This is a genomic window from Microbispora sp. H10949 (assembly GCF_014161435.1).
Lineage (GTDB): Bacteria > Actinomycetota > Actinomycetes > Streptosporangiales > Streptosporangiaceae > Microbispora > Microbispora triticiradicis.
In genome coordinates this window covers 45,245-59,557 of the sequence record NZ_JABBWZ010000015.1, presented here as the reverse complement: position 1 = coordinate 59,557, position 14,313 = coordinate 45,245, and the positions used below count along the sequence as shown (strand labels likewise).

15 protein-coding genes are annotated in these 14,313 nt (G+C 72.0%); 3 read left to right on the top strand and 12 right to left on the bottom strand.

The features are described from left to right. Positions 1-52: 52 nt before the first annotated feature. The 7 genes from HHX40_RS31875 to HHX40_RS31845 all read right to left on the bottom strand — a co-directional run bounded on the left by HHX40_RS31875 (position 53) and on the right by HHX40_RS31845 (position 7,137). Positions 53-2,041 (bottom strand): multicopper oxidase family protein, encoded by a 1,989-nt coding sequence (locus HHX40_RS31875; protein ID WP_182883549.1) that lies wholly within the window; start codon positions 2,039-2,041, stop codon positions 53-55. Further along, positions 2,038-2,496: a DUF6220 domain-containing protein gene (locus tag HHX40_RS31870; RefSeq protein ID WP_182875491.1), complete on the bottom strand. Its 459-nt coding sequence runs from the start codon at positions 2,494-2,496 to the stop codon at positions 2,038-2,040. Before HHX40_RS31870 ends, HHX40_RS31875 begins: the two co-directional genes overlap by 4 nt. 263 nt (positions 2,497-2,759) lie before the next feature. Continuing rightward, on the bottom strand, positions 2,760-3,311 hold the full coding sequence (locus tag HHX40_RS31865) for a hypothetical protein (protein WP_182883548.1): 552 nt from the start codon (positions 3,309-3,311) through the stop codon (positions 2,760-2,762). Between the two features lie 208 nt (positions 3,312-3,519). Continuing rightward, positions 3,520-4,566 carry a glycosyltransferase family 9 protein gene (locus HHX40_RS31860; RefSeq protein ID WP_182883547.1) on the bottom strand — a complete coding sequence of 349 codons (1,047 nt, stop codon included), beginning with the start codon at positions 4,564-4,566 and terminating at the stop codon, positions 3,520-3,522. Between the two features lie 97 nt (positions 4,567-4,663). After that, positions 4,664-5,500, bottom strand: coding sequence for a glycosyltransferase family 2 protein (locus HHX40_RS31855; protein ID WP_182883546.1), 837 nt, complete (start codon positions 5,498-5,500; stop codon positions 4,664-4,666). Positions 5,501-5,582: 82 nt separating this feature from the next. Then, positions 5,583-6,737: a cation diffusion facilitator family transporter gene (locus HHX40_RS31850; RefSeq protein ID WP_259404092.1), complete on the bottom strand. Its 1,155-nt coding sequence runs from the start codon at positions 6,735-6,737 to the stop codon at positions 5,583-5,585. After that, complete coding sequence (locus tag HHX40_RS31845) at positions 6,730-7,137, bottom strand: metalloregulator ArsR/SmtB family transcription factor (protein ID WP_310738374.1); 408 nt, start codon at positions 7,135-7,137, stop codon at positions 6,730-6,732. The genes HHX40_RS31850 and HHX40_RS31845 overlap by 8 nt, the downstream gene beginning before the upstream one ends. A 189-nt stretch (positions 7,138-7,326) precedes the next feature. Between HHX40_RS31845 and HHX40_RS31840 the strand changes: the two genes are divergently transcribed. After that, the gene (locus HHX40_RS31840) at positions 7,327-8,091 is read left to right on the top strand and encodes a lytic polysaccharide monooxygenase (protein WP_182883544.1); all 765 of its coding nucleotides are present in this window, start codon (positions 7,327-7,329) and stop codon (positions 8,089-8,091) included. Between the two features lie 72 nt (positions 8,092-8,163). Here the strand turns inward: HHX40_RS31840 and HHX40_RS31835 are convergent, their stop codons facing one another. Beyond that, a complete protein-coding gene (locus HHX40_RS31835) occupies positions 8,164-8,796 on the bottom strand; it encodes an Ohr family peroxiredoxin (RefSeq protein WP_220499831.1) in 633 nt (210 codons plus the stop codon). A 127-nt stretch (positions 8,797-8,923) separates the two neighbouring features. On the opposite strand from HHX40_RS31835, the gene HHX40_RS31830 reads away from it, so the two are divergent. Beyond that, entirely contained in the window at positions 8,924-9,874 is a 951-nt protein-coding gene (locus HHX40_RS31830; RefSeq protein WP_182883543.1) for a Gfo/Idh/MocA family protein, read from the top strand. Positions 9,875-10,273: 399 nt separating this feature from the next. On the opposite strand, the gene HHX40_RS31825 is transcribed toward HHX40_RS31830, so the two are convergent. The 4 genes from HHX40_RS31825 to HHX40_RS31810 all read right to left on the bottom strand — a co-directional run bounded on the left by HHX40_RS31825 (position 10,274) and on the right by HHX40_RS31810 (position 13,376). Further along, entirely contained in the window at positions 10,274-10,645 is a 372-nt protein-coding gene (locus tag HHX40_RS31825; RefSeq protein WP_182883542.1) for a DUF6247 family protein, read from the bottom strand. A gap of 161 nt (positions 10,646-10,806) precedes the next feature. Further along, a complete protein-coding gene (locus HHX40_RS31820) occupies positions 10,807-11,586 on the bottom strand; it encodes a class I SAM-dependent methyltransferase (protein ID WP_220499830.1) in 780 nt (259 codons plus the stop codon). Between the two features lie 189 nt (positions 11,587-11,775). After that, positions 11,776-12,369 (bottom strand): TetR/AcrR family transcriptional regulator, encoded by a 594-nt coding sequence (locus tag HHX40_RS31815; RefSeq protein ID WP_182883541.1) that lies wholly within the window; start codon positions 12,367-12,369, stop codon positions 11,776-11,778. A gap of 128 nt (positions 12,370-12,497) precedes the next feature. Continuing rightward, positions 12,498-13,376, bottom strand: a complete 879-nt coding sequence (locus HHX40_RS31810; RefSeq protein ID WP_182883540.1) for a hypothetical protein — start codon at positions 13,374-13,376, stop codon at positions 12,498-12,500. Positions 13,377-13,482: 106 nt separating this feature from the next. On the opposite strand from HHX40_RS31810, the gene HHX40_RS31805 reads away from it, so the two are divergent. Next, a complete protein-coding gene (locus tag HHX40_RS31805) occupies positions 13,483-14,280 on the top strand; it encodes a class I SAM-dependent methyltransferase (RefSeq protein ID WP_259404091.1) in 798 nt (265 codons plus the stop codon). Positions 14,281-14,313 lie beyond the last annotated feature (33 nt).

The window sequence follows — 14,313 nt, the reverse complement described above, 5'->3', positions numbered from 1 at the left end:
CCCGGCGCTGAGGCCGCATTTTTTACCCGGCTTCGCGCATCCGGCGCGGTTCTCACCCGCCGTGACCGCCGTGGAAGGGCGTGGTCACCCCTTCGTACGCCAGGTGCAGCATCATCCCCAGGTCGGCGTGGCTGAGGTTGTGGCAGTGGTTCATCCACAGACCGGGGTTGGCGGCGCGGAACGCAACCTCCCACACCTCCCCGGGCCGTACGTCGAAGGTGTCGAGCCACAGAGGGCTCCCGGTGGGGGCGCGGCCGTCACGCGCGAGCACCAGCACCCGGTGACCGTGGAGATGCCAGGGATGGGTGTCCCTGCCCCGGTTGACCACGGTGAGACGGACGAGGTCGCCCTCCGCGACCACCTGGGTGGGCACGTGGGGATAGGCGCGGCCGTTGATCGTGTGCGCGTAGATGGGCAGTCCGTCCCCGAGCGCGAGCCCCCGGTCGAGCACGAGCGTGAACCGCCGGTCGAAGCGGGACCGCGACGTGTACGGCGTGGACGCCGGCGTGCCGTACCGGGTGAGGTCGAGCTCCGGCCACCCGGCCGCCGCCGCGGCGTCCGTGACGTCGTCGTTTCCGGGGCCGTTCGCCGCGGTCGTGAGCCGCACGGCCTCGGTGCGGTCGTCCACCCGCAGGACCACCGGGCCGGACGGCATGGTGAAGGCGAGGTCGTACCTGCCGCCCGCCGGGAGCCTCAGCCCGGCCCGGCTCAGCGGGCCCGGCCCGCTCAGGTCCGTGCCGTCCACCGCCACCAGCCGGTAGACCGTGCCGGCCAGGGTGAACCGGTGCGGGGTGTTGTCGGTGTCGACCAGGCGGAGCCGCACCGGTGTGCCCGGCGCCACCTCCTGGAGGACGGGCTGGTCGTGGTCGCCCACCACGGTCGTGCCCGCGAAGGTGTGCACAGGAAGCGTGAGATCCACGCCGGTGGTCGCGGACCCCCTCGGCGTCACGACGAGCATGCCGTAGAGGCCCATCCGTACGCCGATGTCGGACACCTCGTGCGTGTGGTACCAGTAGGTCCCCGTCTGGGCGGCGACGAACCGGTAGACGAACTCACCGCCCGGCGGCACGGCCTCCTGGGTGAGTCCCGGCACGCCGTCCTCTCCCGAAGGCACGTCGTAGCCGTGCCAGTGCAGGGTCACGCCCTCCGTGATGTCCGCGTTGCGCAGCCGCACCTCGACGAGGTCGCCCTGTTCGGCGGTGATCGGCGGACCGGGAACCTGTCCGTCGAAGGTCCAGGCGGCCACCTTCCGGCCCGAGGACAGCGTGACCGTCGCCGTGCGCGCCGTCAGCGTGAACCGGCGTACGGTCCCGCCGGGCGCGGGCGCCGACGGTCCGCGCAGATCCGTGACCGGGCGGACGGGAGCGGATGCCTGGGTGGACATGTCATGCCCCGGCATGTCGTGGCCGCCCTCGGCGGTGGCCGGGGCGACTGCTCCGGCGGTGGCGACGACCGGGGTGGCGGCTTCGGCGGTGGTGGCGGGGAGGAACGTGAGGGCCCCGCCGGCCAGGGCGGCGACGACCGTCGATGCCGTCGCCGTACGCAGCAGCGGGACCCGCGGGGTCATCGCCCGCCAGGTCAGCAGTACGGCCCCCGCGACGACGGCCAGGAGGATGAGGGCGCTGCCGGGCTCCGCCGGGTACCCCAGCAGGAACGTCTGCACGGGGCCGGCCGCCGCCGCGTACCCGGCTCCGAGCAGGGGGATCACCACCGCGGGCGACCTCGCGGCGTCCCGGCCGGCCTCCGAGGCCGCGCGGGACGCGGCCAGCAGACGCGGCCCGGCCGTCACGGCGGCGACGACACTCGCCGTCAGGAGGAGCGGCAGGGCGATCGTGACCTTCTCCTGGACGAACCACCAGCCGGCCCCGGCCAGCGCGAGGACGGACCCGGCCCGGGCCGGTGACGCGACCAAGGCCCCCGCCATCAGGGCCGCGGCCGTCCTCGGGCGTCGGGCGGCGGCCGCCGCCCCCGCGCCGACCCACGCCGCCGCGGCCAGGACCGAGACGAGCAGGTCGAGCACCATGAGCCGGTCGGTGGTCACGACGCGCGCACCGCCGGGCCGTCCACGGCGCCTTCCTCGACCCGCGCGGGGCCGGCCGACGCGAGCCGACGAGCCCGGCCGAACACCGTGCCGCAGACGCCCATCACCGCCATGCCGTTGAGGGCGTGCAGCCCGAGGATCGCCAGGGAGAGCGGGGTGGTGTTGCCCGCGGCGTCCTCGAACGCGCCGCCGAGCACGACGATCAGCGCCTGTACGACGACCAGGCCGACCGGCAGGACGGTCAGGCCGATCAGCCGTCCCGGCGCCCGGGCCGCCGCCGCGGCGGCGGTGGCCACCAGCGACAGTACGGGGATGACCAGCATGCCGTTCATGCTGTGTGCGGCGAACGAGGAGTCGTCCTGTGGTTTGTCGAACGCGCCGACTGCCGCGAGGTACATCTGGACGACGGCGGCGGCGAGCAGCAGTCCCGCGAATACGGCGTAGACCTTGCGCACGGCGGTGCTCCCTTCGATGAGCGGACTGTGGGGATCACCGGGATCGTGTCCCATGTCGAACCGGCGCGTCGTCCCTCCGTGAGAGACACGTCGGCTACCGCTCGGGGAGTACGCGGGCGGGTCTTCCGCCCGGCCGCGTACTCCCCGGCGGCGCTCCGATCGTCCTCGCCGCCGGCCGCCCGCGTCGTCGCACGCCGGAAGGCGCTTGCGGCTACCGCCGCCGCATCAGCGGCGCGTCCCACTACCGCTCGGGGAGTACGCCGTCACTGCGGCCAGTTGGCGATGATGCCGGGGGTGATGGCGTCGCTGTGGCAGTTCAGCGTCGCGCGGCGGGCCCGGTCCACGACGCAGACCTTGACGTCCACCCGCTTGATCTGGCCGTCCGACGACAGCCGGAACGTGCTCCGGGGCGCACAGGTCGTCCGCGGCAGGGCCCAGCCGGTGCCGCCGCCGATGTAGTGGAAGCGCGCCCGGACGTAGGCGCAGTGGCCGCCGTGCGCGTCACGGTCGTGGAGGCTGCCGGAGACGACGAAGGTCTCCGCGCTGAACCGGGTGATCCAGACGTCGGCCTTGGCGTAACCGCGGTGCCCGGCCCGCGACCGCACCGGCCCCCAGTGGATGAGCGGCGCCGCGGCGGACCGGGTCCTCGCGGCCGATGCCGTGGTGGTCTGTGCCGGGGCGGCCTGTGTCGGGGCGGCCTGTGTGAAGGCGGCCTGGGTCGCGGTCCTGGGCGTGGCGGCGTGGGCCGGAGCGGCCAGCGGGCCCAGGGCCGACACGGCCGCCAGCAGTCCGCCGATGACGAGGTTCTTGCTCATGTCGGCCGACCCTAGGGCCGGCGCCTTGGAGGGACCTTGCAGCCGTCTTGTCCCCGGACAGTGCGGGCCTGCCGCCTCCGCACACCGGCCCGCGCACCGGCCCGCGCACCGGCCCGAACACCGGCCCGCGCACCGGCCCGCACTGCTCCCGCGGGCGTCCTCCCGGACGGAGGGCCGGTGTGGACCAGGCGGTGCGGTGACGGGTTCGTCATCCGCCGCGCAGCAGGTCTTCGGCCTGTTCCACCACCTCGTCGACCGTGACCCCGGTCACCCACGACTCGTCGTGCGGGCACCGCCCCGCACGCGGGTCGAGCCCGCTGACGCCGCAGACCGGGCACTCGGCGGTCCAGGACATCAGGGACCGATGCCGGGTGCGGGTGAGCGGCCCGGCGTTGATGAGGTTGCCGCACCAGTAGACGCCCACGGTCGCGGTCCCCACCGCCGCGGCCAGATGCCGCGGGCCGGTGTCGTTGGAGATCACCAGGTCGCACCGTTCGTAGAGCGCGGCCAGGCCGCCGACGCCGAGGGTGCCGACGGCCATGACGGCGGGCCGCCGCATCGCCGCCACCTTCTCGACCACCTCGCGCTCCGCCTCGACACCGGTGATCACCACAGGTCGGCCGAGCCGGTCGGCGGCCTCGGCGAAGTGACGCGCCGGCCAGCGTCGCCGCGGATCGGTCGCCCCCGGGTGGATGGCCACCAGGCCGGGTGGCGGCTCGCCGTACACGCGGGCCAGTTCGGCCCGGTCGGCGTCGGTCACGGCGATCCGCGGATCGAGCACCTCCGACGTCCCGCCGACCAGCGCCGCCACCTCCAGGTAGCGGAGGGTCTCGTGTTGGAAGTAGACGTACGGCACCCAGAGGTCGAGTCGCTCGGCGTCCGGCGAGCACAGCCCGGCCGTGACCCGGGCACCGATCGCCCTGACGAACGGATTCGAGTAACGGCCGCCGCCGTGGATCTGCACGGCGAGGTCGAACCGCCGCTCGCGCAGTTCCTCGAACAGGCTCTCCGGGGCCGCGTGGCCGCTCGCGGCCGAGGAGACGCCCGAGATGGGCGGCAGGGCGACGACGTCGTCCACCGGACCCGGCCTGCCCGCCAGGAAACGCGCGTGCCAGGACCTGGCGAGGAGGGTCAGCCGCGCCCCCGGATAGGCCCGGCGCAGCGCCTCCAGGGCGGGCATGGCGAGGACCAGGTCACCGAGGGCGTTGGCCCGCAGGACCGCGATCCGGCCCACCCCCTCGATCACGCCGCCCATCGCCGTCCCCGTCGCCGGGCCCCCGTCTCAGGGCCGATCACCGTCCCAGTCGCGGTGCCGGTCGCGGTGCCGGTAGGCGGGTCGATCGGCGTGGCCATCACCGCGCCCCTGCCGCCGCCTCGAAGACGTAGTCGTAGCACTCGGCGCCGCGGTCGGTGATCGTCGTGGGCAGTTCGAGGTGGTACGCCCTGCTCGGCAGCAGTCCCGCCCCGCCGTACCTCTCCATGACGCGCAGCTGCGCGGCCACGTCCTCACCCGCGTGCCGGGGCGGCACCGAGCGCCAGAAGTCGAACCCGCCGCACTCCAGCAGCCGTTCCCGGTCGTACAGCACGCAGCCGCCGATCCACGCCACCTTGTACGGCCGCCACTCGCGGGGGCCCGGGGCGCCGATGTGCTCCTGCGCGAGGTGCAGCGGATTGGACGCGTTGTGCAGGGTCCACCGCCGCCAGGCCGGCGACTCCCGGCGCACCCGTTCGGGCCGTACGCCGCCGGTCCACTCCTCGTACGGCGCGAGTTCGGCCGGGCGGACGTCGTCGCGGTAGGACAGCCCGTGCAGGGCGAAGCCGACGAACCCGCAGCGCAGGCCGTTCATCGCCGCCAGCAGGACCTCGATCGCCTCCGGCTCCAGCCAGACGTCGTCGTCCAGGTAGAGCGCGAGCCGCCGGTCGGCCTGGTCGAGCAGGAACGCCCGCTGCTCCGCCATGCCCCGCGCGGGCAGGTGACGACGGACGTCCACGGGTCGGTCACGGTGGCCGAGGATCCGCACCTGCGCGGCCACCAGCCGGTCCCCGGCGACCGGCTCCCGCGACTGGTCCGAGATCACGACACGGAACCCCGGCGCGGTCTGCGCCGCCAGACCCGCCAGCGTGACGGCGAGCGCACCGGGGCGATCCCTGGTGGGCACGAGAACGTCGAGGTCGGACGGGGTGAACATGCGCGGCTGATACCCCTGGGGTCGTACGGCAAACAGCCCCGCCGAGCGGCCGCCCTGCGAACGGATGGAGGGAAGGTAACGGTCAGGTGGGGCGGTCGGAGAGGCGGTCGGGGCGCCGGAAACTGATCCGGCGGCGTCCCGGGCACCCGTTCGGGCCGCGTTTTCCGGCGGCGTCGTCGGACGGCTGCGGCCGCCCGTTCGTGTGCGCCGGGCCGTGCGCCTCCGCGCAGTGGGGCTCGGCCGGGCCGCCGATGGCCAGCAGGTCCGGAGGGGCGTGGTCGACCTGGAGGGTGGTGTGGGCGATGCCGTACTCGTCGTGGACCATCCGCTGGGCGGCCTGCCGTACGGCGTGGCAGTCGGAGCCGGGGGCGACCAGGATGTGCGCGGACATCGCCGGGTAGCCGGAGGTGACCTCCCAGATGTGGAGGTCGTGCACCTCGACCACGTGCTCCAGAGCGGCGGTCCTGCGGCCGATCTCGGCGGGGCTCATGCCCGCGGGGGCGGCCTCCATGAAGACCCGTCCGGAGTCGCGCACCAGGCCCCACCCGGCCTTGAGCATCAGGGCGGCCACGACCAGCGCGGCCAGGGCGTCGGCCCGGCTCCAGCCGGTGGCCCACACCACCGCGCCGGCGGCCGTGGTCGCGATGAACGCGAACAGGTCGTTCAGGATGTGCTGGAAGGCGCCCTCGACGTTGAGGCTCGACCGGTTCGCCCTGCTCAGCAGCCAGGTCGCGGCGAGGTTGACCACGATCCCGGCGAGACCCGTGGCGACCACGTACGCTCCCGCGACCTCGGGCGGCTCGATCAGCCGGCGTACGCCCTCGTAGACGAAGTAGACGCTGAGCAGCAGCAGCGTGATGCCGTTGATCTGCGCGGAGATGATCTCCGCGCGTTTGAGGCCGTACGTGAAGCCGCCCTGGGGAGGCCGGGCGGCGATCCGCATGGCCACGATCGCGAAGGCGATCGCGATCGCGTCGGTGAGCATGTGCCCGGCGTCGGACACCAGGGCGAGGGAGTGCGCGACGACGCCGACGACGACCTCGGCCGCCATGAAGCCCAGGATGAGCACCAGCGCGGCGGTCAGCAGCCGCCGGTCGGCCTCGGCGCTGACCGCGTGACCGTGCCCGTGACCGTGCGCATGCCCGTGCCCGTGCCCTTGTGCCTGTCCCGTCCCGCGCCGGTGTCCCTGCGGGGGTTCGTGCCCTGTGCCGGTATCACCCATGCCGGTCTCACCCATCGTCTCGGTCCTTCTCCTCATGCGTGAGGTGCGTGATCGCCAGATCGAACAGCAGTCGCACGTGCGAGTCCGCGAGGCGGTAGTAGGCCATCCTTCCCGTACGCCGTACCTTCACCACGTTGTGGGCCCGCAGCAGGCGCAGGGCGTGGGACGCCGCGGACATGCTGTGCCCGGTGGCCGCGGCGAGGTCGCACACGCACATCTCGCCGCCTTCGAGCAGCGCCGCGATCAGCCGCAGCCGTCCGGGGTCGGACAGCAGCCCGAAGATCTGCGCCAGGTCCTCCATCGTCTCCGGGCCCGGCATGACCCGCCTGACGCTCTCCACCCGGTCCGCGTCGACCACGGGGAGCGCGCAGGAATCGGCGGTCTCGATGTCCACAACGATTGAACGGTCGTTCACATGAAGAAGTTTAGGTGACCGGACCATGCTGTCAACGACGCACCGCCCGGGACGCTCGCTCCAGGGGGTGGTGATGGACCGATCCACCCAAGAGGATCTTAATTCCGCAGGTGGTGGCAGCAATTGGGCCTTCACTGTTAGGAAAGCTTCTTTTATATTTGCGCCACCCCCAGCAGTGAGGAGCACCACATGCGAAGAGCGCTGACCTTCCTCGCGACGGCGTCGGTCGTCATCGGTGCCACCGTGTTCATCGCCTCGCCCGCTCAGGCGCACGGGTACATCTCGTCGCCGCCGAGCCGGCAGGCGATGTGCGCGCAGGGCCGCGTCCCCAACTGCGGCGACATCGTGTACGAACCCCAGAGCGTGGAAGGACCGAAAGGGCTGCGCAGCTGCAGCGGCGGCAACGCCCGGTTCGCCCAGCTCGACGACGAGAGCAGGCCGTGGCCCGCGACCAGCGTCGGCAACACCGTCACCTTCACCTGGTCGCTGACCGCCCGCCACTCGACGAGCACGTGGGAGTACTACATCGGCGGCACGCGGATCGCCGTCTTCGACGACCACGGCGCGCAGCCGCCGGCCACCGTCAGCCACAGCGTGAACCTCGGCGGCCGCACGGGCCGGCAGAAGGTCCTCGCCATCTGGAACGTGGCCGACACGACGAACGCCTTCTACGCCTGCGTCGACCTCCAGATCGGTTCGGGCGGGACGCCCAGCCCGAGCCCGTCTCCGACGCTGCCGCGCACCCCCTCGCCCAGCCCGTCTCCAAGCGCCTCTCCCACGCGCAGTTCCTCGCCGACCCCGACCGTTCCGGGCGGCACCTGGGCGGCCGGCACGGCGTACAAGGTGGGAGACCGGGTCACGTACGCGGGCGTGACCTACCGGTGCATCCAGGCGCACACCGCGCTCACCGGCTGGGAGCCGCCGAACGTCCCGGCGCTCTGGCAGCGGGTCTGACCCTGAGCCCGGCTGCTCTGACGCGGACCCGTGCTCCCCGCGGGCACGGGCCCGCGTACGGCCGTACGCGATTCAGGCGACGTGGACGTGTACCTCGGCGCCGTGCGCGAAGGCCCGGGAGTACGGGCACATGCGATGGGTCTCGTCCACCAGCCGCCGGGCGGTCTCGGGTTCGACCCCCGGCAGGCGTACGGTCACGTCCGTACTGATCGTGTAGTCGTCGGCGGCGCCCCGCTTGCGCAGCGTGACGGAGGCGTCGACGGTGGCGTCGGCGGTCCGGGTGCCCTGCCGTCCGGCGACCAGGGTCAGCGAGTTGTGGAAGCACGACGCGTACGCCGCCGCGAGCAGTTGCTCGGGGTTGGTCTCCCCACCGGGCCCGCCCAGCTCCGGGGGTGCCTTGATGCGCACGTCGAGCAGGCCGTCGTCGGAGGCCACCTTCCCCAGGGCGGACGAGGCGCGGGCCGTGTAGAGGCCGTCGTACGATCCGTCGCCCCCGCGCTCGCCCCGCCGCTCCCGCCCCGGCCCGCCTTCCCGGACCAGGCCCGGCCGCGCCGCCTCGCCGGCCCGCTCACCTGTCCGGCCCTCCGGCCGGTCGTCGGGGTGCATGAGCCCGGTGAGCTCCGCCTCCACCCCGGGGCCCGAATAGTCGGGCCCCGGCGCCCGGTCGCCCGGCCGGTGAGTGAATCGCCGTATTTCCTCGCTCATCGCGTTTCCCCCGTCATGGATCGGCGGGTGGCCTACCCCCCTGACCTGCCCGATATCGGAATCCAGGGGCAAAAATTCACCTGTGCTACCGTCCCCGCAGGATCTGGGCGATGAGGAGTGGATCGGTATGAGCGGTGTTCGGTGGGGCATCCTCGGCACGGCGAACATCGCCGCCTGGGCGTTCCTCCCGGCGTTGCGCGAGGCGGGCGGCGGCACGGCCGCCCTCGTGGCGGGTCGCGACCTCGCACGGGCCGAGGCGTACGCCGGGGAGAACGGCGTCGAGCGTGCCGTGCACGGGTACGAGGCCGTGATCGAGGACCCGGACATCGACGCGGTCTACGTCCCGCTCCCGAACGCCCTGCACGCGCAGTGGACGATCGCCGCCCTGGAGGCGGGCAAGGCCGTGCTGTGCGAGAAGCCGCTGTGCCTGACGGCCGCGGAGGCCGAGAACGTGATCGACGTGGCCCGCCGGTCGGCCCGCCCGCTCTGGGAGGCGTTCGTCTTCCCGTTCCACCCGCAGACGGCCCGGCTGCGCGACCTCCTCGAACAGGGCGTCATCGGCGATCTGCGGGAGATCTGGTCGTCCTTCCACTTCCAGCTTGAGGGCGCGGAGAACATCCGGCTCGACGCGGCCCTCGGCGGCGGCGCCCTCTACGACGTGGGCTGCTACTCCGTACGGTTCGCGCAACTGCTGTTCGGCCGCGAAGCCGTGGCCGGTCACGCCGCCACCGTCAAGGGCGAGGCAGGGGTGGACATCGAGACCGCCGGAGTGCTCGAATTCGATCCCGGCCGCCTGCTGCTGAGCTGTAGCTTCGACCTGCCGTCCACGACGTACGCCCGGCTGGTCGGCACCGGCGGGGAGATCCGCCTGACCAATCCCTTCCACCCGAAGCCGCACGACGTGCTGGAGGTCTGGCGCGAGGAGCGGCTGGTCGAGCGGCACGAGCCGGGGGAGGGTTCGACGTTCTCCTGGGGCATCCGCCACATCCACGAGGTGCTGCGTGGCGAGGCCGAGCCCCGGCACACCGCCGTCGACGATTCCCTCGGCACCGCCCGCGCCCTCGATTTGCTCCGCTGACCACACCTCCCCGGTCTCGAAGCCGCCCTCACCTCCCTGCTCGGCTGAGCCTCAGCCGAGCCGATCCTCGTCGACCAGGACTCTCGCCTCGGCCTACCGGTCGATTCGACCCGAGGCCCGCTGCACGCCGGTTCTGCTTGGCTGTTCAGCCGTACCAGGCGACGTGAATGATCTCCACCAGGCGTCGATACTCGACGATCAGGAAGTGACCATGCCAGAACCGCCGTCCCCGAACGTCTGTGTCCGCATAGGGGCGTCGGGACGCTCTCTCACGAAGGGGTTGCCACTCCACGGCGCGACTTGGAGGAACACGGTCACCTCGTGGAACGCCCCGAGCGCTTCCGCGGGAAGGGCGGAGATCTGCTCGTCCACCTGCTTGCTTTTGCCGACCGAGTACATCTAGAGGCCGAGATCTACGCCGAGCTGGGATGCCCGTTCGGCTAGGACCTCCCGCAACGGTCTCCCCGGCACGTATTCGCCGCTTTCGATCTGTTCTTGCACGCGAGCGCCGTGTTCCAGGACCGCTTCGTACTCCCCGGCGGCCTTCATCCTGGCCATGTGCCACCAATGTGCGAGCAGGGCGTTGACGGGAGCGAGGTCCAGTTCTTCGGTGGCCTTGGCCATGGCCCGCCGATAGTCCAGGTCGAAGTAGTCGCGATCGGTGGGAGGAAGGCACGCACGGATGTTGCGTGGAGTCCGATCGGCCATCAGGGACTCCACGATCTGGTCAGGGCTCCGACCGCTGGTCATCTCGTGCGACTCGGCTGTCATGTGCTTCCCCCTCACGATCACGGTAGCCCCGGGTGACACCTCGAACCGAGCTTAGCCGTCAGGGCCGACAAGCCTGGCGGAACCTCGGGACGATGATGCCGGGAAGATGTGACGGGATAGATCTGCAGCGTGGCGGCACCCGGAGAAATGCGGCCTGCCCGTCAGGGGTGCTTGTCCGCGAGGGCGAGCTGGGTGAGGTAACGCTTGACGATGCGTCCGCCGTACCGGCCGTCGATGAGAGCCGCGATGCAGCCGAGCAGCCCCGCGCGGGCCTCGGCGGGCAGGGCGCGGTGGCCGGAGTAGGTATTGAGCAGGTCGAGATACTCCCGCGTCGTGTAGGCGTGGTCCCACTCGTAGCGATGGAACCGCACCGGCCCGAAGCGGCCGGAGCCGTCGATCTCGCCGCTGTCGTACGGGATGTCGCTCGCGGGCGTCAACCGCAGGCCGGGCGGCGTGGCGGGGTCCCACCGCTCGTAGCAGCGCTGCACCTCGGCGAAGAACGCCTCGCTGCCACCGGCGACGTGCTCGGTCGAGACGACGGCCAGCAGGCCGCCCGGTCTCAAGGCGTCGGCCGACCTGCCCACCCGTGTGGCGGGATCGAGCCAGTGGAAGCTGGTGGCGGCGAAGACGACGTCGAACGGCTCCGGCGGCAGCGGCCACTCCTCGAAGGCCGCGTTGACCACCTCCACGCCGGTGAACCGGGCGAGCTTGCGGCGGGCGAGCGCCGCCATCTCGGCCCCCAATTCGACCGCCGTGACCGCGCAGCCGTGCCCGGCGAGGGCGACCGTGGCCTGACCGGTGCCGCAACCGATCTCCAGCACCCGGCTGCCTTGGGGAATGTGCTCGAACATCGCGGGCGGGTAGCCGGGCCGCGTCCGGTCGTACAGGGCGGCGTCCTCGGTGAAGGTACGGCGCAGCATCAGCCGGTCGTCGTCGTTCACGCCCGGCTACCGGAGCAACGGGTTTCGCGGTTGAAGAGCGCCGGCCTCGTCACACCAGGTCACGTTACCGGCCACGCTCCTGACGATCACGTGGTTATTCCGGGTGGCACCTTGATCGACCGCACAGGCCCGGCCGAGGGCCAGGAGGCGCTCTGTGCCGACGGCGCGCAGGGCGGGAGGGTTCGCGGCTCAGTCGCGTACGACACCGGCGATGACGGTGTTCACCATCTTGTGCACGGCGTCGGCCTGGGGCGGACCGCCGTCGCGGTCGGCGAACAGCAGGTGTGAGGCGCCGAGCAGCGTGGGAGCGAGCGTGTCGACGTCGGCGTCCGCCGTGATCCGGCCCAGATCGCGCTCGGCGGCGAGGTAGGCGGCGAGCATGGCCGCGGCCTCCGTCAGGAGTGGAAGGCCCTGGCCGGGCCTGGCCTGACGTAACCGGGCGCGCAGGCCGTCCCGGGAGATGATCAGGCCGACGACCGCGACGGCGACCGAACCGAACAGGTCCGTCAGCACGTCGGTGAGGTTGCCGGCGACGGTGCCGGTCCCGGCGGACTCTTGCAGAGCGGCGGCCTGCCGGTCGATCCTGGCGATGCCGTCGAGCACCAACTCGGCGAGGAAGGCGTCGAAGTCGGCGAAGTGCCGGTGCAGGACACCCTTGGCGCAACCCGCCTCGGTGGTGACCGCCCGGCTGGTCAGCGCACTCGGTCCGTCCCTGAGCAGCACGCGCTCGGCGGCGTCGAACAACTGCGTGCGTACGTCGCGGAGGGCCACTCCCGTCGGCACCGTTCGTCCCTCCTCTCCGCCACGATCGACTTTACCGGTGCCGCCTCCTCGGTCTTCGAAGCCGGAGGACCGAGTGTGCGACTCCACCACCGTGGACGGATACGAAGGTCAGGTCGTCGCCGGGTCCGCTACTCGGTGAACAACTCCTGGGCCGAGGTGACGGTGACGGCCCGGCGTACCCAGGTCCGCAACTGGTCCAGATCCTGACAGCGGTGGATCCGCTCGCGTACGTCGTCGGGAACCTCCAGGCCCCGGGCCTCCAGCACGTTGAGGATCGCGTCGATCTCGCCCTCGGCGTGTCCCTCCGTGCGTCCTTTGGCCAGCCAGTGGGAGAAGTACTTCTCGCCGAGGTGCTCGAAGTCCTGAATGGTGGTCACCATCTCCTCCAGACGCTTGGCCGTCACCATGGGTAGTGAGTTGAATACGTAGTTCAAATATACCGTCGCCCGGTCCTCGTCAAGCGTCGTGAGTCCGGCCAGCAGGGCCTCCAGGACGGGCCCGTCCTCGGCTTCCTCGGGGTGGGCCACGACCGACATGACCGCGAGTTCCGGGCAGGTTCGCGCGGCCTCGGGGTCGGTGACGAGGGGTATGTCGCCGGGCTCGATCGCCAGCGGGGTGATGACGCCGCCCGGGCCCAGCCCGATGGCCTGCCGGCACCAGCGGGCCACGGCCTGGTCGGGGCAGATCACCAGCAGCGCGGTGTCGCACTTGTAGCGGGAGCGCAGCGTCGTGACGTAGACCGGCCAGCTGAACCGCTTGCCCCGGTCGTGGCCGCGCTGCACCTCCACGATCACGGCCAGCGTCGCCGCTCCGGCCTCGTCGCGGACCACGACGACCGAGTCGGCGCGGCGTTCGACCGGCACCGGCTGGGTGCTGTCCACCGATTCCACCCGGGCGGCCGTGAAGGGCGGGATCGGGGTCCCGGTCGCGACGTGGAGGAGTTCCAGCGCGGTTTCCGGCCGGTTGTGGATGAGGGCGATGGGCATCTCGTGGTCGAGTCCTGGCATGGACTGCATATTACTTCGAGTAGTCGATCGATAACTCTAAGTTCGAAAACGACGCCGAGGGTGAACGTCGTTGACGAGTGGGCATGTGCCCACTAATAGTGGGCGCATGCCCACTTTTGAAGGTGCACCCCACAAGGCCAGGCAGATGGCGGAGTCGTTCGGTGAGGACGCCGAGCGGTACGACCGCACCCGGCCCGCCTATCCCGACGCCATGGTTGAGCGGATCGTCGCCGCCAGTCCCGGGCCCGAGATCCTTGACGTCGGCTGCGGCACCGGCCTCGCGGCACGGCAGTTCCGGTCGGCGGGCTGCCGGGTGCTCGGCGTCGAACCCGACGCGCGGATGGCCGCCTTCGCACGCCGCGGCGGGATCGAGGTCGAGGTGGCGACGTTCGAGGCCTGGCACCCCGCCGGCCGGACATTCGACGCGGTCGTCGCCGGGACCGCCTGGCACTGGGTCGATCCGGTCGCCGGAGCGGTCAAGGCCGCCGAGGTGCTGCGTCCCGGTGGCCGGCTGGCGGCGTTCTGGCACGTGTTCGAGCCGCCGCCCGCCGTGTCGGAGTCCCTCGCCGCGGTCTACCGGAAGGTGCTGCCCGGCTTCCCGTCACAGGACGGCGCGCCGCCGAAGTCGGCCCTCGACGGATACCGGCCGCTGCTGGACAAGGCCGCCGACGGCATCCGGGAGGCGGGCGCGTTCGGCGAGCCCGAGGAGTGGCGGTTCGACTGGCAACGGTTCTACACGCGCGATGAGTGGCTGGACCAGTTGCCCACGTCCGGCCTGCTGACCCGGCTCCCGCCGGACACGCTGTCGGAGATGCTCGCGGAGGTCGGGGCCGCGATCGACGCGATCGGAGGCGGCTTCACCGTCGCCTACGTCACGGTGGTGGTCACCGCCGCGCGCCTCTGACCCGTACGGCGGAAATGTCCGGAGACGGAGGTG

What these genes read in the sequence shown, in the direction of transcription:
- HHX40_RS31855 (WP_182883546.1), bottom strand. Translation starts at nt 5,500, where the DNA reads ATGTTCACCCCGTCCGACCTCGACGTTCTCGTGCCCACCAGGGATCGC.
- HHX40_RS31805 (WP_259404091.1), top strand. Translation starts at nt 13,483, where the DNA reads ATGCCCACTTTTGAAGGTGCACCCCACAAGGCCAGGCAGATGGCGGAG.
- HHX40_RS31835 (WP_220499831.1), bottom strand. Translation starts at nt 8,796, where the DNA reads ATGAGCGAGGAAATACGGCGATTCACTCACCGGCCGGGCGACCGGGCG.
- HHX40_RS31825 (WP_182883542.1), bottom strand. Translation starts at nt 10,645, where the DNA reads ATGACAGCCGAGTCGCACGAGATGACCAGCGGTCGGAGCCCTGACCAG.
- HHX40_RS31810 (WP_182883540.1), bottom strand. Translation starts at nt 13,376, where the DNA reads ATGCCAGGACTCGACCACGAGATGCCCATCGCCCTCATCCACAACCGG.
- HHX40_RS31840 (WP_182883544.1), top strand. Translation starts at nt 7,327, where the DNA reads ATGCGAAGAGCGCTGACCTTCCTCGCGACGGCGTCGGTCGTCATCGGT.
- HHX40_RS31830 (WP_182883543.1), top strand. Translation starts at nt 8,924, where the DNA reads ATGAGCGGTGTTCGGTGGGGCATCCTCGGCACGGCGAACATCGCCGCC.
- HHX40_RS31860 (WP_182883547.1), bottom strand. Translation starts at nt 4,566, where the DNA reads ATGGGCGGCGTGATCGAGGGGGTGGGCCGGATCGCGGTCCTGCGGGCC.
- HHX40_RS31865 (WP_182883548.1), bottom strand. Translation starts at nt 3,311, where the DNA reads ATGAGCAAGAACCTCGTCATCGGCGGACTGCTGGCGGCCGTGTCGGCC.
- HHX40_RS31850 (WP_259404092.1), bottom strand. Translation starts at nt 6,737, where the DNA reads ATGGGTGAGACCGGCATGGGTGATACCGGCACAGGGCACGAACCCCCG.